The organism is uncultured Cyclobacterium sp. (genome assembly GCF_963976465.1).
Classification (GTDB): Bacteria; Bacteroidota; Bacteroidia; order Cytophagales; family Cyclobacteriaceae; genus Cyclobacterium.
Window position 1 is genome coordinate 1 of sequence record NZ_CAXBOC010000030.1, and the last position, 18,899, is coordinate 18,899.

18 protein-coding genes are annotated in these 18,899 nt (G+C 38.7%); 8 read left to right on the top strand and 10 right to left on the bottom strand.

Translation table 11 applies throughout. The annotated features are described in order from the left end of the window. On the bottom strand, positions 1–367 hold a 367-nt coding region (locus AAC037_RS03090), incomplete at its 3' end, for a type III pantothenate kinase (RefSeq protein ID WP_339901542.1). A gap of 105 nt (positions 368–472) precedes the next feature. On the opposite strand from AAC037_RS03090, the gene AAC037_RS03095 reads away from it, so the two are divergent. The 3 genes from AAC037_RS03095 (at position 473) to AAC037_RS03105 (ending at position 4,516) form a co-directional block, all read left to right on the top strand. Continuing rightward, positions 473–1,570, top strand: a complete 1,098-nt coding sequence (locus tag AAC037_RS03095; RefSeq protein WP_339901543.1) for an anhydro-N-acetylmuramic acid kinase — start codon at positions 473–475, stop codon at positions 1,568–1,570. 17 nt (positions 1,571–1,587) lie between these two features. Then, positions 1,588–2,814 carry a Glu/Leu/Phe/Val dehydrogenase dimerization domain-containing protein gene (locus AAC037_RS03100; protein WP_339901544.1) on the top strand — a complete coding sequence of 409 codons (1,227 nt, stop codon included), beginning with the start codon at positions 1,588–1,590 and terminating at the stop codon, positions 2,812–2,814. Between the two features lie 178 nt (positions 2,815–2,992). Then, positions 2,993–4,516, top strand: coding sequence for a sodium:proton antiporter (locus AAC037_RS03105; RefSeq protein WP_339901545.1), 1,524 nt, complete (start codon positions 2,993–2,995; stop codon positions 4,514–4,516). Positions 4,517–4,848: 332 nt separating this feature from the next. Here AAC037_RS03105 and AAC037_RS03110 read toward each other — a convergent pair whose 3' ends face one another. Together AAC037_RS03110 and gpmI are read right to left on the bottom strand one after the other, a co-directional pair. Then, positions 4,849–5,412: a hypothetical protein gene (locus AAC037_RS03110; protein ID WP_339901547.1), complete on the bottom strand. Its 564-nt coding sequence runs from the start codon at positions 5,410–5,412 to the stop codon at positions 4,849–4,851. A gap of 5 nt (positions 5,413–5,417) precedes the next feature. Further along, the gene (gpmI, locus tag AAC037_RS03115) at positions 5,418–6,947 is read right to left on the bottom strand and encodes a 2,3-bisphosphoglycerate-independent phosphoglycerate mutase (protein WP_339901549.1); all 1,530 of its coding nucleotides are present in this window, start codon (positions 6,945–6,947) and stop codon (positions 5,418–5,420) included. A gap of 248 nt (positions 6,948–7,195) precedes the next feature. Here gpmI and AAC037_RS03120 point away from each other — a divergent pair, with 248 nt between their 5' ends. Together AAC037_RS03120 and nadC are read left to right on the top strand one after the other, a co-directional pair. Continuing rightward, positions 7,196–7,597, top strand: coding sequence for a DUF4783 domain-containing protein (locus tag AAC037_RS03120; protein ID WP_339901551.1), 402 nt, complete (start codon positions 7,196–7,198; stop codon positions 7,595–7,597). 43 nt (positions 7,598–7,640) lie between these two features. Beyond that, positions 7,641–8,519 carry a carboxylating nicotinate-nucleotide diphosphorylase gene (nadC, locus tag AAC037_RS03125; RefSeq protein ID WP_339901553.1) on the top strand — a complete coding sequence of 293 codons (879 nt, stop codon included), beginning with the start codon at positions 7,641–7,643 and terminating at the stop codon, positions 8,517–8,519. Here the strand turns inward: nadC and AAC037_RS03130 are convergent. The 5 genes from AAC037_RS03130 to AAC037_RS03150 all read right to left on the bottom strand — a co-directional run bounded on the left by AAC037_RS03130 (position 8,476) and on the right by AAC037_RS03150 (position 13,313). Further along, positions 8,476–10,287, bottom strand: coding sequence for an ABC transporter transmembrane domain-containing protein (locus AAC037_RS03130; protein ID WP_339901554.1), 1,812 nt, complete (start codon positions 10,285–10,287; stop codon positions 8,476–8,478). The genes nadC and AAC037_RS03130 overlap by 44 nt on opposite strands. A 37-nt stretch (positions 10,288–10,324) precedes the next feature. Next, positions 10,325–10,663 carry a DUF6787 family protein gene (locus tag AAC037_RS03135; RefSeq protein WP_339901555.1) on the bottom strand — a complete coding sequence of 113 codons (339 nt, stop codon included), beginning with the start codon at positions 10,661–10,663 and terminating at the stop codon, positions 10,325–10,327. A 10-nt stretch (positions 10,664–10,673) separates the two neighbouring features. Then, complete coding sequence (locus AAC037_RS03140; RefSeq protein ID WP_339901557.1) at positions 10,674–11,999, bottom strand: aspartate kinase; 1,326 nt, start codon at positions 11,997–11,999, stop codon at positions 10,674–10,676. Between the two features lie 41 nt (positions 12,000–12,040). Next, positions 12,041–12,517 (bottom strand): 6,7-dimethyl-8-ribityllumazine synthase, encoded by a 477-nt coding sequence (ribH, locus tag AAC037_RS03145; RefSeq protein WP_339901559.1) that lies wholly within the window; start codon positions 12,515–12,517, stop codon positions 12,041–12,043. Positions 12,518–12,593: 76 nt separating this feature from the next. Then, a complete protein-coding gene (locus AAC037_RS03150) occupies positions 12,594–13,313 on the bottom strand; it encodes a tetratricopeptide repeat protein (protein ID WP_339901570.1) in 720 nt (239 codons plus the stop codon). 146 nt (positions 13,314–13,459) lie between these two features. On the opposite strand from AAC037_RS03150, the gene AAC037_RS03155 reads away from it, so the two are divergent. Next, the gene (locus AAC037_RS03155; protein WP_339901561.1) at positions 13,460–13,762 is read left to right on the top strand and encodes a hypothetical protein; all 303 of its coding nucleotides are present in this window, start codon (positions 13,460–13,462) and stop codon (positions 13,760–13,762) included. A gap of 9 nt (positions 13,763–13,771) precedes the next feature. Here AAC037_RS03155 and AAC037_RS03160 read toward each other — a convergent pair whose 3' ends face one another. Beyond that, positions 13,772–15,181 carry an alkaline phosphatase PhoX gene (locus AAC037_RS03160; RefSeq protein ID WP_339901563.1) on the bottom strand — a complete coding sequence of 470 codons (1,410 nt, stop codon included), beginning with the start codon at positions 15,179–15,181 and terminating at the stop codon, positions 13,772–13,774. 484 nt (positions 15,182–15,665) lie between these two features. Here AAC037_RS03160 and AAC037_RS03165 point away from each other — a divergent pair, with 484 nt between their 5' ends. Further along, complete coding sequence (locus tag AAC037_RS03165) at positions 15,666–16,775, top strand: hypothetical protein (protein ID WP_339901565.1); 1,110 nt, start codon at positions 15,666–15,668, stop codon at positions 16,773–16,775. A gap of 101 nt (positions 16,776–16,876) precedes the next feature. Then, positions 16,877–17,812, top strand: coding sequence for an SGNH/GDSL hydrolase family protein (locus AAC037_RS03170; RefSeq protein WP_339901567.1), 936 nt, complete (start codon positions 16,877–16,879; stop codon positions 17,810–17,812). Positions 17,813–18,100: 288 nt separating this feature from the next. Here AAC037_RS03170 and atpG read toward each other — a convergent pair. After that, positions 18,101–18,899: ATP synthase F1 subunit gamma (atpG, locus tag AAC037_RS03175; RefSeq protein WP_339901569.1), on the bottom strand; the 799-nt coding region annotated here is incomplete at its 5' end.

Sequence of the window (18,899 nt, forward strand, 5' to 3'; positions counted from 1 at the left end):
AATCATAGGTAATGCAAGTCCCCATATCAATGACTAAAATATTCTCTTCGCCTTTAAAGGCCTTGGCGCCAATTACACCAGCCAACCTATCAAGACCAAGCGTCTGTGGAGTCTTGTAGGAATTTGTGATTTCAAGGGGCGTTTCATGATCAAAATACAAGAATGGAAAGGAAAAGGTCTCTTTCAATTCTTTTAAAGACAAATTAACCGAGGTAATCAATACCCTGTCTCCCTTATCAGGCATGAGGTATTCATTGCATTTATGCAGCTTCCAAAACCAATTAGCCTCTAATAGAGTCCCATTTTCAAAAAGCCCGGTTTTTATGCGTGAGTTACCTATATCGACAACCCAATGTCTTTGTTTCATAACCTGTAAGTAATCTACTTCAAAATTAGTCATTTTACTTTGGAGGCTGGTGTGTGATCTGTTATTTTTAGGTCAAGTTTTTCTTTATTTAACAAACTTTAACCCATGGGACCGCAAAGTACTTATACCATCATAGGCCTAATGTCCGGCACATCCGGGGATGGGCTTGACATTGCTTGCTGCGATTTTCACAAAAATGAGTTCTGGGATTTTAAAATCATCAAGGCAGAAACCATCCCTTTTCCTCCTGAAATAGAACAATCGCTAAAAGAAGCCCATTTGTTAACTGCAGCAGAATTAGAAGGTCTTGACATGAAATTTGGACAATGGATGGGGCAAACATGCGCAGAATTTTGTCATCAATACAAGTTAAACCCCCTGGCTATTGCATCACACGGCCATACAGTTTTCCATAGACCGGAAATAAATATGACCAAACAAATTGGAAATGGTTATGCCCTAAGCGAAAGATCCGGTTTACCTGTCATCAATGATTTCAGAAAATTGGATGTGTTTTTGGGAGGTCAAGGCGCTCCATTGGTTCCTATTGGCGATGCTCAACTTTTCCAAGAATTTGATTTTGCCCTTAATTTGGGAGGAATAGCCAATATTTCAATGGATGATAATGGAGAAAGGCTCGCCTTTGATACCTGCCCTTTCAATTTACTTTTCAATTACTACGCGTTGATGTTAGGTAAACCTTTTGATGAAGGTGGAGAATTTGCAAAATCTGGACTTGTGATTCCGGAGATTCTTGAAGCTTTGGAAGGACTACCTTTTTATAAACAAAAAGGTGCCAAATCGCTGGCAAGAGAAAATATAACAGATGACTATTTACCTGTTTTGGGTCACACTGCTCAATCCCCCCAGGACATTTTGGCTACCTTATCCGAACATTTTGCAAATTGTATTGCAAGAGAGATTTTAGACCATACCATAGCCTCATCAATTCATCAAAAACTATTGGTAACAGGAGGAGGGGCTTACAATACATTCTTTATTCAGAGGCTGAAAAGCAAAATCAAGTCTAAAGTAGACCTGGTAATACCAGAAAAGCAGATAATAGATTTTAAAGAGGCATTGGTATTTGCCTTTTTGGGTTTACTTCGGCTTCGTAACGAAAACAACTGCTTGGCTTCGGTCACAGGAGCCTCAAGAGACAATTGTGGTGGCACTGTCTTTGGGTTCTTCAATAAAAATTGAACTTTAGAAATCAACACATGAGAGAATTACTAAAAAAGTTTGAGAACCTCCATCCGGAAATTGTTTTTGAATGGAATGACAGTGAAACGGAAGCTGAAGGTTGGTTAGTCATCAATAGTCTAAGAGGTGGAGCAGCTTGGGGTGATACCAGAATGAAGCCTGGACTCGATAAAAACGAAGTGATCCGATTGGCCAAAAACACAGCAATAAAAAACACTATTTCAGGTCCGGCTATTGGCGGGGCAAAATCCGGGATAAATTTTGATCCTTCAGATCCCAGAAAAGCAGGCGTTCTGGAGCGTTGGTTCAAAGCAGTCTCTCCGATTTTAAAAAGCTACTATGGCACAAGTGCCGGAATAAACATCGATGAAAACAGTGAATTATTACCCTTATCCGAGGAGTTTGGTCTTTGGCACCCTCAAGAAGGCATAGTGAACGCTTTAAACAAAAAAGGGGAAGCTGAAAAAATCAGAAAAATTGGTCAGTTAAGGCTTGGACTATCAAAAATTGTTGAAAATCCTCACTATTTACCTATTACTACCAAAAAATTTCAAATAAGGGATGTGATAACAGGTTTTGGCCTTTCTGAGGCTGTACTACATTATTATAAAATTTGGGGAGGTAGTCCCTCAGGAAAGAAGGCCATTATTCAGGGCTGGGGAAATGTAGGCGCTGCGGCTGCTTATTTTCTAGCTCAAAAAGGAGTGCATATCATTGGGATCTTATCATTAGAAGGAGCGATTATAGAAAAGGTTGGGATAGCACCGGAGACCATTACCTCCCTCTTTTTAAATAAGGAAAACAATAAACTGGTAAGTGACCGGCTAATCCCTTATGAAGAGGCGAAAGATCAACTTTGGGACTTGCCTGCAGAAATTTTTATTCCTGCCGCCAAATCAAGACTGGTTCAAAAAGAGCACCTAAAAAAATTAATCAATGGAGGACTAGAGTTAATTGTTTGTGGTGCCAATTTCCCCTTTGTTGAAAACGATATATTCCTTGGACCGGTCACTAAAATGGCCGATGACAAAATTGCACTTATCCCTGATTTTATATCAAATGCAGGTTTGGCACGAATAGCCGCCTATTTGATGTCTGATAAAGCTCAGATCACAGATGAGGCGATGTTTCAGGATGTGAGTAAAACCGTTTATAAAGCACTTAAAAAATGCCACACTTTTAATCCGAAAAAGACTAAAATCGCACAAACAGCATTGGAAATAGCCCTTCATAAATTAAAATGACAAATACAGTATCCCGTAATTCATTAATAAAATCAGGTTTTTTAACCAGTTCCAAGAATTTATTTGGTTACTAATCCACAAATTAGCTAGTTTAGGGAATTAAAGAAAAACTACTAAAATTCTCCAACAATAATCAAAACCCCTAACTTATCAATCTTTACATAAAAAATATAAGTGAATGAAGAAATATATAGCTTCATGGCTCCTATTCATTGGGCTAATAAGCGTATGCATACCTGCACATTTACAAGCCCAGGATATAACAACTAACCAGTATATCGCTCAAGCAGATCAACACGATACTAACGAAGCCTCCCAAGATCACATTTTGCATACAGAGGTTTCTGCCGAACATGAGACTGAGCATCATCACGCACCAACCTGGCTGGTTATTCCTTTTGTTGTACTACTACTAATGATAGCTACTGGGCCATTATTTTACGAAAGTTTTTGGCACCACAACTATCCTAAAATAGCTGTTGGTCTGGCCGTATTGGTTGTGCTCTATTATTTATTTGTTTTAGGCAATGTCCATAATCCGGTCCATGCCTTGGCAGAGTATGTCCAATTTATATCCTTATTGGCTTCTTTGTTTATTGCCTCCGGAGGAATCTTAATTAATGTGGATAAAAAGTCTACCCCTTTGGCAAATGTTCTCTTGCTACTTACAGGTGCTTTGATATCCAATCTAATTGGCACTACCGGTGCCTCCATGTTATTGATCAGGCCTTTTATCCGACTGAATAAAAACAACATTCAAGCTTACCATATCATATTTTTCATCTTTATGGTAAGTAATATAGGTGGCTCACTTACTCCCATTGGAGACCCTCCTTTATTTCTCGGGTTTTTAAAAGGGGTTCCTTTCTTTTGGACACTTGCCCACAATTGGCCCGCTTGGATATTAGCATTGATCATTTTAGCTGTACTGTTTTATTTCGTGGATCGAAAATTCGGAAGTAATGGAGACGGAGTGGTTCTCGAAGAGCAAACGCAATACAGCAATAAAATATCCTTAAAAGGAACGAAAAACTTTCTTTGGCTTTTGGTAATCATCATTTCAGTATTCTTGGATCCCAATGTCCTAGAATGGGTGCCTGCCATACATTATGATGGACAGAAATTCAGTTTTCTTCGAGAAGCTATCATGCTATCTGTAGCTTACTTCTCCTACAAATTTGCAGATCAGGAAGCCTTGTCCGGAAATGAATTCAACTTTGAACCAATTAGAGAAGTCGCGTTTATATTCATCGGCATATTTGGAACCATGATGCCGGCCCTTGAGCTGGTAGGTGCTTTTGCTCAATCTGAAGAGGGCTCAGCTTTAATAACACACAATACCTTGTATTGGGGCACAGGAATCCTTTCCGGCTTCTTAGACAATGCGCCTACCTACTTGAATTTCTTGGCAGCTGCCATGGCATCTCAAGGAGCTGATATAAATATCATCCATGAGGTCAAGGACTTTGCTTTGAACAATTATATAAACTCTGCTTTTGAATTGATGGCCATTTCTATCGCCTCTGTCTTCTTTGGGGCAATGACCTATATTGGCAATGGACCCAATTTTATGGTGAAATCAATTGCCGAACAAAGCGGAATAAAGATGCCTTCCTTTTTTGGATACATATTGAGGTTTTCAATTCCAATCTTGCTCCCAATCCTATTCATTACCTGGCTGGTATTCTTTGCTTTTGTTTAAAACCAAAACAAACAGTAGGTTTTACCTGAGGTTATGAATCTACTTCAATTCAACGTTTAAATTTATTACCCTACCTTTTGAAAGGTAGGGTAATAAAAATAACCTGATTATTTTGGCGATGGGAAGCCCCTTTAAAACTCTTATTGCTGAATTCAAATCAAGGGTAGATCACGGATGAAATTGAAGGGATATTATAAGGTATAGGGCCGAATAAAGCATTTTACTTTCCCTTAGAATTATTAAACCAAAACAACTCTTAATTCACCGAGGGTGAAAAAGATAAAAGGCCATTCAGGATTTCCTAAATGGCCTTTTATTATAATATAATCAGATTATATCAATTCTGCTACCACTTTTAATTTAGTCCCCGGAAGAAACCAGACTTTTTGATCCCCGGACAAGGAATAAGAATCAATAGATTCATCTTCTATAGCAATTTTCCCTTCTACCGTTGACTTGTAAAAAAGATTATTGACTACAGAGAGAATAATTATTTCCACAACCTTTCCCGACTGTTTTTTAACTTCAATCCGTTTGATATCTCCCTTTTCACCAGGCTTGAGCCGGTGTATCAAAAGACCTTGTGTCTCCTCGGTTTCATAGGATGCAGCCAATGCTGCTTTGTTGATATCCGCTTGGAAAAAGAAATCCAGTTCCTGTCTCCAAGTCAAACTATCCAAGACAAATTTCACCGATTCAGTTTCATCATTAAAGCGAATTTCTTTGTGGACTTCCGCAGCGCCAAGCTTTTCGATATTTTCTTCTAAGAAATCGGAAAGTGGAAAGTAGGCTTCAATCTGTGTAGGATTAGCAAACACCACTTTTTCCTCATCACTGCAAGAAACCAAACAGCCCAGCGTTAGAAAAAGACACAATACTTTTTGGCAATTGCCCATGGTAATTAACCTTTCAGAAGAACGTCTCCGGTCATTTCGCTTGGTTTGTCTACACCAATTAATTGAAGAATTGTTGGCGCCAAGTCTCCTAATTTACCGTCATTTACCTGTAACTGGTCATGTTTATCTACCATGATGCAAGGCACAAGGTTGGTGGTATGAGCTGTATTGGGTGTGCCATCTTCATTAAGCATGACATCACTATTGCCATGATCGGCTATAACAATAATGGTATAATCATTGGCAAGGGCTGCTTCAATTACTGAAGAAGCACATTCATCTACTGCCTCACAGGCCTTTACTGCCGCATCAAAGACCCCCGTATGACCTACCATGTCTGCATTGGCAAAATTCAAACAAATAAAATCAGCTTCTTTTTTGGGAAGTTCCTGGTTGATCTTTTTTGCAATCTCAAAGGCCGACATTTCCGGTTGCAAATCATAAGTAGCCACTTTAGGACTATTGCACAATATTCGGTTTTCCCCTTCAAATTCTTGTTCTCTACCTCCGGAAAAGAAGAATGTTACATGCGGGTACTTTTCGGTTTCGGCAATTCTGATTTGCTTTTTATTATTTCTTTCGAGAACTTCTCCTAAGGTATTTTTGAGGTTATCCTTTTCAAAAACTACTCCTATATCTTTGTATTTCTCGTCATACCTACTAAAAGTGACATAATCGAGATCAAGCTTTTTCATGTTGTAATCAGGAAAATCTCTTTGTGTCAATACTTCGGTAATCTCTCTACCCCTATCTGTTCTAAAATTAAAACATATTACGGTATCTCCTTCTTCTATGGACGCCAAAGGTTTGCCTTCCTCATCCACTTGAATGATGGGTCTTATGAATTCATCCGTCACCCCATTGGCATAGGATTTCCGAATTGCAGACAACATGTCTTTGGATTTTTCACCTTCACCGTTGACCATGGCATCATATGCCAATTTGACTCTTTCCCATCGGCTATCCCTATCCATGGCATAATACCTACCAACAATAGAAGCCACTTTCCCTGCGGAATTTTCACAATGATTTTTAAGGTCTTCCAGAAACCTTAAGCCGGATTTTGGATCAGTATCCCTTCCATCGGTAAAGGCATGTATAAATACATTTTCATCCAAACCATTGGCCTTGGCAGCATCACATAGCCCTTTTAGATGGTAAATGTGCGCATGCACCCCCCCGTCAGATACCAGCCCGAGAAAATGGACTTTTTTACCATTGGCTTTGGCTTTAGCAAATGCTTCTTTTAATACCGGGTGATCATTTAAATCCCCATCTTTTACTGCATTATTTATTTTAACCAAGTCCTGGTAAACCACCCTACCGGCTCCGATATTCATGTGACCAACCTCTGAATTGCCCATTTGGCCTTCAGGCAGACCTACTGCCAAACCTGAAGCTTCTAATTTAGAATGAGGGTATTTTTCAAATAAACTGTCGATAAAAGGCGTTTTGGCTTTATCAATAGCAGAAACTTCCGGATTAGGAGCAATACCCCATCCATCTAGTATCATCAATAAAACTTTTTTATCCATGTCTTTTTCTATTGGTTTCTATCAAATAAAATTCCGAAAGAAGCACTGTATTTGTACCTAAAATTCATTAGTATACGCATTCCAGTAATTCATCCATTACCACGCAAATATAAGACAATTAAAGATAGAGGTCAGCAAATTGAGGAATATTATCCATGAGGGATGGTCAAAAATAAACCTTGTAAAATTTCCTTAAACAAAATTTCATTTTACTGATATATTGGTCTGGAATTTGATAGAGATTTGAAATGTTACGCTTTAATTCAAAATTTTTACTTCTAGGTGTTTTCTTATTTGCCCATTTATTTGTAGGCTTGGCACAAGAGAAAAATGCATCACTCATCACCGCATTTCAAAAGGGTTCGAGTAAAGCCCTTTCTTCTTTTTTAGGCAAAATGGTTGAAATCCGATTTGACAATAACAAGAAAGATTTCTCAAAAAATCAGGCAGAAATTGTTCTGGCCAAATTTTTCAAGAACCAACCGGCAAGGAGTTTTAAATTACAAAAAGAAAAAAAAATTGATGCTAAAAACAGCTTTCTAATAGGTACTTACACTTCTGTCAACAATCAATATAGTGTATTGATTAAGGGCAAAGAACAAGATAACGGAAGATGGCTGGTAAATAGTCTTGATTTTGTTAAGAAATAAATTATCCTGTTGGTAGGAAATATTTTCTTATTTTTGACTTATCATGAAAGACTATATTACAGCAGAAGGGTTAAATCAATTTATAGATGCCGCACTTAAGGAAGATGTAGGTGTGGGTGACCACTCCACATTGGCATCCGTGCCTTCCAATCAACAAGGAAAAGCAAGCCTTTTAATTAAAGAGAAAGGAATCATTGCCGGATTGACCTTGGCTAAAAGGATATTTAATCACTATGACCCCAATCTGGAAGTAGACTTACTGATGAAGGATGGGGATGCTGTAAACCATGGTGATATTGGTCTAACCGTCTCAGGAAGCGCCCAATCCATACTTACTACTGAAAGGCTGGTATTGAACTGCATGCAAAGAATGAGTGGTATTGCCACCAAAACGCATCGTTTCAATCAACTAATTCAACATACAGCAGCCCGGTTACTGGACACTCGCAAAACTACTCCTAATTTCAGAATGCTGGAAAAATGGGCAGTGTCAATAGGGGGAGGAAAAAATCATCGGTATGCGCTGTATGACATGATTATGCTCAAGGACAACCACATTGATTTTGCTGGAGGAATAGCTGAAGCAATCAATGCTACCCAAGCTTATTTGAAAAAACATAAGCTGGACCTAAAAGTAGAGATTGAAACCAGAAATTTAAAAGAGGTGAAGGCTGTACTTGAATTAGGCGGTGTAGACATCATCATGCTTGACAATATGTCGCCCCAAGAAATGAAAGAGGCGGTTAAGCTTATTAATAAAGAATACACAACCGAGGCCTCCGGGGGAATTAATGAAAGCACCATCGTCGCTGTGGCCGAGTCTGGAGTCGATTTTATCTCAGTGGGGGCTCTTACCCATCAGGTTCAAAGTTTAGACATTAGCTTAAAGGCCGTAAAGTATCATCCGCAAACTGAAGATTAACTAAATGCGCATAATGTCCGCCTTCTTTGGCACTTAATACCTCATGGTTTCCTTCTTCGATAACTTTCCCATCTTTGATCACATAAATCCTATCTACCTTCCTTATGGTGGACAATCGATGTGCTATAATTATGGTGGTTCTTCCCTTCATTAATTGATCCAATGCTTCTTGAACCAAGGATTCCGTTTCGGCATCTAGAGAGGAGGTAGCTTCATCCAATATTAAAATGGCAGGATCCTTTAATATTGCCCTGGCAATGGCTATTCTTTGTCTTTGCCCACCAGACAATTTGATTCCTCGCTCACCTACCAAAGTCTCAAAGCCATCAGGGAATTTATCAATAAACTCCAATGCATTGGCCTGTTTGGCAGCCTTTACTATTTCGTCATCACTGGCACCAGGCTTGGCATACCTGATGTTTTCTCGGATAGACCCACCAAACAACAAAACTTCTTGTGGCACCATTCCAATATTCTTTCTTAAACCCTGAGGATCCCAATCTGCAATGGATTTTTCATCCAATAAAATGGCTCCGCTACCCAGGTCATAAAACTTAAGCAACAGTTGAATAATGGTAGATTTTCCGGCTCCACTATGCCCTGCCAGCGCAATTTTTTCTCCCGGTTGTGCATGTAAGGATATCCCGTCCAACACCCGATATTCAGGCCTGGTGGGATAATGAAACATTACCTTATCAAACCGAATAGATCCTTGGATAGGACTTGCCGGGCTTAGGCTTTTTTGCTCTTCTGTTTTTTCATTTAAAATTTCTAACACTCTTTCAGAAGAACCAATGGCCTTTTGAATTTGTCCGTAAATATCTCCCAAACCGGCAATAGACCCACCAATAAATGTGGTATACAAAACGAAGGAGACGAGGTCACCCACACTCATCTCTCCTGCACTTACTAAAGTAGCCCCATACCATATTACAGCTACGATACCTCCAAATAGAGCGAAAATAATAAAAGAAATAAAAGCACCCCTAAATCCTGCAGCTTTTAATGCTACCTCCACTACACTATTGAGCTTATTTCTATAACGGTTAATTTCATAATTTTCACCGGTAAATGATTTTACTGTCGCAATGGACTGTAAGGTTTCTTCCACCACCACATTGGCTGAGGCAAGGGTATCTTGGGTTTTCTTGGATAGCTTCCTTATGAATTTCCCAAATATCATCGCTATTACCACCAATACCGGAATCGTAATTAACATAAAAAGAGTCAGCCGAGGTGTGGTATAAAACAGAAAGATTATCCCGGCGATAAGTGTAATGATTTGTCTTAGCAATTCTGCCAAGGTTATAGAGAAAGTGTCTTGGAGCATTGTGACATCGGAAGTAATCCTACTGATAAGCTCACCCGTTCTTCGCTGATCAAAGAATGTCATTGGCAATTTCACCAAGCGCTCATACAATGCTACCCTAATGTCACGCATGGAGTTTTCACTGACCTTCGCAAAAAGCCAAACTCTAAAAAAAGAAAATATACTTTGAATAAATAATATCCCAATCAATACAAAGGCAATTCCATTGATATCATTTATTATCCAATCTTTCCCTGAAGCGGCATCAATTAACTTACCTGCTACATAAGGAAAAGTCAATAACATCAAGCTGGAGAAAAACAAAAAGACCATCCCAATGATAAATGGCACTTTATAAGCCATGGCAAACCTGAAAATCCCAAATAGCTTTTCGAAGTTCTTTTTATTTAATTTTCTTTTGTCGCTTTCTTCTATAGGTAAACCTCTTTGCTTAGCCATTGATAATACTATTTTTTACCTGTTAATAACTTTAGTTTTACTTTTTATTTTGGGTGAATAACCGGCCCAAACGGCGAAAAAATTGCTTTTCTTTTTCCCAGAAAAAAGCAAATTGCCCAAAAATAAAACCATATATCAAAAGGAATAACTGATATAATGGCAATACCAATAAAAGGTAAATAACCGTTTTCAAGAAACTCCCTTCACTGGCATCGAAGCCTAAAAAATCGAAAATGGGTTGCTTAATCAATAAAATGGTGAAACCAGTACAAGCAAACACAACCAAAACCAGTACTACCTGCCAAAGACTTTTTAGTTGCCATTTGGTTTGGAGTTTTTTTAGAAAATTGGATTTGTTTGCTTGTGGCTCACCCATCTACGTACTTTTAACTGAAGTCAAACAGGCCATTATTCAGGCACTGTAAGGCTTGATTTTTATGTTTTCCATCAACTAACAAGGATACATTGTGCTTGCTTCCTCCGTAGGAGACCATTCTCAATGGAAATTCTTCCACACTATCAATAATTTTATTGAGGACCTGTTTTTCTTCCATAATAGAATTACCAACAATGCAGATAATGGAAAGGTAATGATCAACTTCCACTTTCCCCAATTTCTGCAATTCAGCGGTAATTTCCTTTAAATGCGAAATATCATCAAGGGTTAATGATATGGCCACCTCCGAAGTGGTAATCATATCAATAGATGTTTTGTATTTTTCAAATATTTCAAAAACCTTCCTTAAAAACCCATGGGCCAAAAGCATCCGACTGGATTTTATCTTAATGGCCGTAATACCATCTTTGGCAGCTATTGCTTTGACACCAACAGAACCTTCTCCTTCCCCCGTAATGGTGGTCCCTGCTGCACTAGGCTCCATGGTATTGAGAAGTTTCACCGCCACATTGTGAGATTGGGCAGGCCATATAGAAGCCGGATGTAAAATTTTCGCACCAAAATAGGCCAACTCAGCCGCTTCATCAAAAGACAGTTGAGCAATCGGTCTGGTTTGATCTACCACCCGAGGGTCATTGTTATGCATCCCATCAATATCAGTCCATATCTCCACCACAGAGGCGGACAAAACTGAACCTATCAATGAGGCCGTATAATCACTTCCTCCCCTTTTGAGATTGTCCACCTCATTCAGGTGATTTTTGCATATATAGCCCTGTGTGATAAAAATAGTTTCATTGGGATAACCCGCCAATATAGCTTGAAGCTTTTCGTCAATTCTACCGAGGTTGGGTTCATCATTTTCATCAATGCACATGAACTCAAGTGCGGGTAAGAACACTGCAGGAATTTCATTTTCCTGAAGCAAGGTATAAAACAGCTTGGTGGATAGTAATTCCCCCTGAGCCAAAATATCCTTATTAATGGCTTCATTAAAGGATATCTTAAGAATTATATTCAAAAACTCAAAATGCTCATTAATGATTTGCAAGGCCTTGGCCTTTCCCGCATCAGAGCTCAATAAGTCTTGATGAAATTTAATGTAATGCTCATGGAGACTTTGAATTTTTTCCTTGGCCTCATCCTTTTTCCCTGCAGACAAAGATTCTCCTATCGCTACCAAAGCGTTGGTAGTACCGGACAAGGCCGATAGCACCACAATTTTCTTTTCATCATCTACTGTGATCAGATCTTTTACCTGATGCATTCTTTCCGGCCTTCCTACAGAAGTACCGCCAAATTTCATGATTTTCATTAGAATACCAGATTTATGATATATGTTTTTATTAGCTGGCCTTAAAAGCCTAGCATTTTTATCGCCGTAATGGCTGCTTCATCTCCCTTATTACCATGTTTACCTCCTGCTCTATCCAAAGCTTGCTGCTGATTTTCCGGAGTCAAAACACCGAAAATCACCGGCTTGTCATATTTTAATCCTACTTGAGTAATCCCATTGGCTACGGCATCACAGATAAAATCAAAATGACGTGTTTCACCTTGAATAACACAACCCAGACATATCACGGCATCTATTTCCTCGAGTTTTGCCAACCACTGCGCTCCTAGAGAGAGTTCAAAGGATCCCGGAACGTTCTTTCTATATATATTCTCCTTTTTTGCACCATAGCGCAAAAGGGTTTCAACTGCTCCACTATAAAGCGAAGAAGTAATTTCATCATTCCATTCAGCCACCACAAGGGCAAAGGTCTTATCACTTATATCCTGAATATTTTCTTGGGTATGCTGACTTAAATTTTTTAATGAGGTAGCCATAAGTTTACTATTAATTCACAAAAAAAGAGTAAAACCAATCAGGTCTTACTCTTTCTTATCAATGATTTAATTCATATCAATTAGAAGCCAGACCTTGGAGGCGGGCTTTATGCTTTCGCGCTTCACTGTATTCATAAGCATTTGAATACTTTGTTTCTATTTCTTCATAAGTAGCAATGGCTTGATCCAAGTCACCTGCTTCTTCATAGGCGAGAGCCAATTTAGCTAAATATTTTGGGGTGAAAAACTCATTGACTTTATAATTGGCAGCATCTTTATAATAATCAATGGCAGCATCTAACTCGCCAAGCTCCATATAGGCATCGCCAATTAATGAATAAGCATGTGCTTGTACTAGAAAGTCAGAAGATGAAAACTTTTTCAAATGCTCGGCTGCTGACTGAAATTCACCTGTGGACAAGTAAATAGAGCCCACATAGTAATGAGCCAGATTGGATGCGTCTGTTCCGCTGTAATCATCAATAATAGTGAGAAATCCGGGTTCCACACCATCTCCATTTAAAGCAAAGTCTAAACTATCCTGTTCGAAATAGTAAACCGCTTGGAACATTTCTCCTTGAGCCTTCTCGTTTTGATTGGCTTTATGTATCTGAAACCCAACAATCCCGGCGATAATTAAAATTACCGCGCCAATGGCTCCACCAACAAGTTTGGCGTTGTCCTTTAAGAAGGTTTCACCTCTTCCAAGGCGGTCTGCAATCGCTTCCGGATTCTCAAGAAGCTCATTGGATGTATCAGTAGTCGGTTTCCCTTTTTTGGTCTTTTGAGTGGCCATCATTTTTAATTTTGAGTGGCAAATATAGATTATGTTTTAATGAATAACAAAACTATTGTGGCCTGAGCAGTAAAAAATGAATAAGTATGGTTAATCTTAGCAATATTTTTTACCCTTTTACCAGGCTCTCACTTCCTTAGCATTGCTTGCCTTATTACTTTTTCTTCCCCAAACGCATCAACTTCAACCCTAGTTTTGCAGGGTTTTCTGAACTCTCTTATGAAAAATTGCAATCGCTAGAAAATCAGGCTGATTGGGAGATTTCAGCGTGGTATCGGTATGGTGAAATCGATAACAGCAAGGAAGAGGCCGATTTTGAAGCAATTTCAGGAGTAATAGTAGGAGCTATGGCTATTTCGGGTAATGGCTGTAATCCCTCCCTTCCTATCCTGTCAATAAATAAAAATGCCTCACCTTCAACCGTTTTTGAAAGTGAGGCATTTGATTAATCTAGCTTCCTAAGATTTCCAAGGCCCTGTAATGGCCAAGGTTATTCCCGGTCCTTGTATGTTTACAAAATAAGTTTTTCCGGATGGTGAAAACACTCCTCCGGCTAATTCCGACTCAAAGCCTACATTTTCTGCCAAATGATACAATTCACCTTCCGGTGTAACACCTACTAGGAATGGATGTTTGTGGTCCTCACATAAAATAACATCTCCCCAAGGAGCCACAGCCAGGTTATCACAATTTTTCAAAATCTCCCTGTCTTTAGACTCAACGAATAGGGTCAACTCTCCGGGATTATTTTTTTCCTCCGGTTTTCCTTCATCCGGACTTGGGGTGTAACGAAACACCTGACCTGCTCCAATTTTACCCCCATTGGTACAAGCAAAATAAACCTCCTTGTCTCCATACCATATACCTTCCCCTCTGGCAAAAACTGCAGCACCTTTGTCAAATCCTTGGAAACGGAGGTCATCTTCCGGGCTTTCCACATTTTCAATATCAACCCATGTCACTTTATGCCTTTTCATTAGCGGAAACACCGGACCTTCACTGTCTTCCCAGTTTCTGGTATCCCTGCTTTTTTCTCCCACAATAACAAGTGCCTGCAGCTTTCCTCCTTTATGAAGCTGGCCTGGCCTATTGGGAATGTACCTGTAAAATATACTGTCTCCTCGGTCTTCTGTAAGGTAAACCACTCCTGAAGCAGGGTCTACAGCTACCGCCTCATGATTGAACCTTCCCATAGCTTTAATAGGTAGTGGTTTGGCTCTTTTGATTTCCTCGGATGCCGGCACCTCAAATACATAGCCATGGTCTTTTTCCAAACGTCCCTCATAACCTCCTTTTTTCAAGGTGCTTTCTTCACATGTAAGCCAAGTACCCCATGGAGTAATTCCACCAGCACAGTTTCTGACGGTTCCAGCCAAACTCATATATTGTTTTTCAAGTTCCCCTGTATTCTCATTGTATACAAAGGTTGAAGTACCTCCCAAGCTTGGCAATAAACCTTTTCCATAATCATAAAAATCTTTGGAACTAATTTTATCCACCAATTCATTGTTTTTACCAAAACCTGAGTTTTCTAATGAATCAGGACTAAGTTCATGGTTTCGGACAACAATGGTTCGCCCATTTTCACCTTGAAAGGCCCCCATCCCATCTGAGGCCCCGGGTAGATAAAACCCATCGTCCATTTTATCTCCCTTGGTTGTAAGCATTTTATATGAAAATCCTTCAGGTAAATTTAAAATACCTGCCGGATCCTTTATTAAGGGCCCATAACCTAAAGTAGTCGGTGTTGCTGCTTTTCCTATAACTTGTTTGGGGTTAATAAATTGATACAACCCCATAAAGCCAAGTGTAGCCATTCCAGAGGTTTTAATAAATTTTCTTCGTGTGTCTTTGTTAGATGGATTCATATAAAATTTACAAAATGGTTATTAATTACTATACGCCAAAATCCAGAATCATACCTCATTTCTCAAAAAGGATTTCCCTCGATATAATGGATAAGCAGTTTAATAAATATCAAAAGAAATACCTATCCCTTATCTGTTAACGGTCAAAATCAACTCTCTTCCTTAACTTAATCGAATTTAAAGCCAATATGCGTCTTTCTGACGAAACAAATTTCATGTAATCTTAACCTATTGTAAACACAATCATTCAGTATCCTCATTATCTATTTATTAATATTTACTGCCTGAAAACACCTAAAAATTAACCATTTGACCACGATTAATAGCGATAGAAAACTATTTAAACTAAATCATCCAACCCGCTTTATAATCAATCTCATTTAAAAACATTAGCCAACTGAAGGCAATGCAAGTACGCTAGGTCTCTATAACCTTTTGGGCTTCCAATAGCTAACAATTACCTTTGTGAATCAACCAACTAATTATGGAACAAATAAAAAATGATAAAAAAGAGGTTTTAATGGCTGCACTGTATCGCTGTCAAAATCCTTTTGTCATTGCGCAGATCGAAAGCCTATTGGAAAGAGAGCAAGTACTTGCCCCCATAGGAGCAGTTTCCGAAGACTACCCCCTCTTGCTCCAAGTAAAATCATATAGAGACACCTCATTACAAACAAACCTCAAGGTTCGCTCAGTGAACCTTTTGACTAGTTACCAAAATTGGACTGTCTGGCCTAAATTCATCGTCTCCTTTATCATACTTATTATCTCTGCGGCCATCATCAATAACTTTTCTTACGAAGAAGGGACCTTACAATATTCCAACTTTATTTCCGGAATGGTAATGATATACGGAGGTCTGTGGACCTTTTTCATAATGGATGCCCTAATCGTGCTGGTGTTGGCTTATACAGGCAAAGTAGAAATTGCTCAGAGTTCGCTGATCAGAAAAATATTTTGCTTGATTTTCCCACCAATAGCCATTGGTCAGCGCAACTTAGTTGAACCGGAAAAAATATGGTTACCATTTTATAATTGGTCAAAGTGTAATGAAGGATTATACAATCACTTAAAAAAACAATTCTCAATTCCCATGATTATTATCGCTTTATTAATTATCCCGGTTTTGTTAATTGAGTGGCAATTTTATGAAGAGGTTGAAAATTTTCTAAACACCGACCTATCTTTCCTTCTTGGATTGATTCAAGGTTTTATCTGGTTTGCTTTTGCCTTTGAATTTTTACTATTGATCGCAATTACGGATAATAAATTCTCTTACATCAAAAGAAACTGGATTGACCTGCTCATCATTTTACTTCCATTTGTCTCCTTTGTCAGGTCTTTAAGACTGGTAAAGGTGGCCAAAATCACTCAACTTTCCAGAGGTTATAAGCTTAGGGCTTTATTAATGAAAGCACGCGAGGGATTTATTTTTGCTAGCTTCTTTTCCAGAATAATGGCTGTGAAACCGGATTTTCGATTAAAAAAACTAATGAAAAAATTAAATGAAAATCAAAAAGAAAGAGAAATAATTGAAGAAGATCTGGCCAAACTATGCAAATGGCTTGTTGATAAAAAACAGACCAATCCATAGTATATCTGATTAAAGAACTTTAAATATCTTTACCTACAGATATCCCCTTCAAACTAATTTTAGGTATATTGAAGCTCTTTTCAATTTCATAAATATTTCAAATGTCACTTAAAACTATTCTAGGGTTTCTCCTTTACGGGATTCTTCTTTCAAACCTACAAGCACAAGAAACCTTTGAAATTTCTCCCTCGGTAAAAAAAATAGTTTTTCTGGGAAACAGCATAACCTATTCAGGTCAATATGTGGATTATGTTGAAAGCTATTTGAGGCTAACCTATCCTGAGAGGGAATGGGATTTCATTAATGTAGGGCTTCCAAGTGAAACGGTTTCAGGCCTCTCGGAAGAAGGCCATGCCGGAGGGAAATTTCCAAGACCAGACCTGCATGAAAGATTAGATAGAGTATTAACTGAATTGAAGCCTGACTTGATTTTTTCTAATTATGGAATGAATGACGGGATTTATCTTCCTTTTGACAAGGAGCGATTTGAAGCCTATCAGAAGGGTCAGATAAAGCTACAGGAAAAAGCCAAAGCCATTGGAGCAGACATCAGCCACAGCACACCTCCTGTATACGATCCAAAGAAAGGAGCAGCTTATGCTAACGTTTTGGATATTTACGCATCTTGGCTGCTTGGTCAGCAGTACACTGAAGGTTGGAAGGTCGTCGATATGCATTGGCCAATGAGAAAATTTCTAGAGGATCAAAGAAAAACTGACCCTTCTTTTGAACTGGCAAAGGATGGGGTTCATCCGGCCGATCTGGGGCATTGGATAATGGCAAGAAACCTGTTATTCGGTATTGGCGAAATAGATTACCTTACGGAGGATCAACCTTCGGTTGTTTTTAAGAAATTCAATCAGGGGTTAGAAGTGTTGTCGCTTGTAAAAGAAAGACAAGCAATAACCAAAGATGCCCTATTGAATCATATCGGTCACAAGCGGCCGGGTATGAGAGAAGGGCTAGCGTGGGAGGAGGCTAAAATAAAAAGGAAAGCAACCCTTCAAAAAATTAACGAACTTATTCGGGAAAAATAATCCGACAAGCCTTGACAAATTAGAAGTGATATTGCCAGTATAGGGTTCACTCTAAGATCCTGAAACCAAGAAATAGGATTGACAGACCAAAATTTTGGGTTCATGCTGTTTACCCTTAGGTTTAAAAGCTGCGGAATAAGGCAAAGACCACCTATAAGTACCTGTATTGGACAATATAAGCGCGCATTACCTACCCCTCAGGTTATAAATCCATTTCGTTAAAATAGGTGTATAAAAAAAGCCGGTCGCGTAGGCAACCGGCTTCTCAAATATTAATGTTCTCAATTACTATTTTCCTTCGAGCGCATTTGCTCCCGCAACGATCTCAAGAATTTCGTTGGTAATAGCAGCCTGTCTGGTTCTATTATAAACAAGTTTCAAATCTTTCAATAGATCAGCAGCATTATCTGTTGCTTTGCTCATGGCAGTCATCCTAGCGCCATGCTCAGAAGCATTGCTGTCAAGAATGGCCTTATAAAATTGAATTTTCAAAGAATTAGGCACCAACTCTTCAATGATATAATCCTTGGAAGGTTCAAAGATATAGTCCTGTTGGGATATATCCTTTTCCTCTTCTTCCATTTTAGCAATAGGTAAGAATTGTTCTTTCACAACAAGCTGAGTAGCTACGTTTTTGAACTGGTTATAGACCAAAATCACTTGATCGAAATCCCCATTCACAAAACCTTCCATAACATATTCAGCGGCTTCTTTTACAGGTTCGAAAGTAATGTTTTCAAACAATCCTGCATGATCTGAAACCAAAGGATAATCTTGTTTTTTAAAGAAATCTAGGGCCTTTTTACCTACGGGCATCACCGTGATATTCTCGCCTTGATGCTCTTGAATTACAACATTCGTAGCTTTAATAATATTGGAATTAAAAGCACCACACAAACCTTTATCGGAAGTTATGGGTACAATTAACAAATTACTTACACTACGTTCCTGAGCATATACAATATCAGACACTCCTTCAGCACCTGAAGATATATTATTTAGGATGGAAGTTAGTTTTTGAGAATAGGGTCTCATCTGAACAATTTTCTCTTGTGCCCTTCTCAGTTTAGCAGCCGCCACCATTTTC

Coding starts and splice junctions, on each gene's coding strand:
- AAC037_RS03120 (WP_339901551.1), top strand. CDS start 7,196: ATGTTACGCTTTAATTCAAAATTTTTACTTCTAGGTGTTTTCTTATTT.
- AAC037_RS03140 (WP_339901557.1), bottom strand. CDS start 11,999: ATGAAAATCATGAAATTTGGCGGTACTTCTGTAGGAAGGCCGGAAAGA.
- AAC037_RS03100 (WP_339901544.1), top strand. CDS start 1,588: ATGAGAGAATTACTAAAAAAGTTTGAGAACCTCCATCCGGAAATTGTT.
- AAC037_RS03165 (WP_339901565.1), top strand. CDS start 15,666: ATGGAACAAATAAAAAATGATAAAAAAGAGGTTTTAATGGCTGCACTG.
- AAC037_RS03095 (WP_339901543.1), top strand. CDS start 473: ATGGGACCGCAAAGTACTTATACCATCATAGGCCTAATGTCCGGCACA.
- AAC037_RS03105 (WP_339901545.1), top strand. CDS start 2,993: ATGAAGAAATATATAGCTTCATGGCTCCTATTCATTGGGCTAATAAGC.
- AAC037_RS03160 (WP_339901563.1), bottom strand. CDS start 15,181: ATGAATCCATCTAACAAAGACACACGAAGAAAATTTATTAAAACCTCT.
- ribH (WP_339901559.1), bottom strand. CDS start 12,517: ATGGCTACCTCATTAAAAAATTTAAGTCAGCATACCCAAGAAAATATT.
- AAC037_RS03150 (WP_339901570.1), bottom strand. CDS start 13,313: ATGGCCACTCAAAAGACCAAAAAAGGGAAACCGACTACTGATACATCC.
- AAC037_RS03110 (WP_339901547.1), bottom strand. CDS start 5,412: ATGGGCAATTGCCAAAAAGTATTGTGTCTTTTTCTAACGCTGGGCTGT.
- nadC (WP_339901553.1), top strand. CDS start 7,641: ATGAAAGACTATATTACAGCAGAAGGGTTAAATCAATTTATAGATGCC.
- gpmI (WP_339901549.1), bottom strand. CDS start 6,947: ATGGATAAAAAAGTTTTATTGATGATACTAGATGGATGGGGTATTGCT.
- AAC037_RS03130 (WP_339901554.1), bottom strand. CDS start 10,287: ATGGCTAAGCAAAGAGGTTTACCTATAGAAGAAAGCGACAAAAGAAAA.
- AAC037_RS03170 (WP_339901567.1), top strand. CDS start 16,877: ATGTCACTTAAAACTATTCTAGGGTTTCTCCTTTACGGGATTCTTCTT.
- AAC037_RS03135 (WP_339901555.1), bottom strand. CDS start 10,663: ATGGGTGAGCCACAAGCAAACAAATCCAATTTTCTAAAAAAACTCCAA.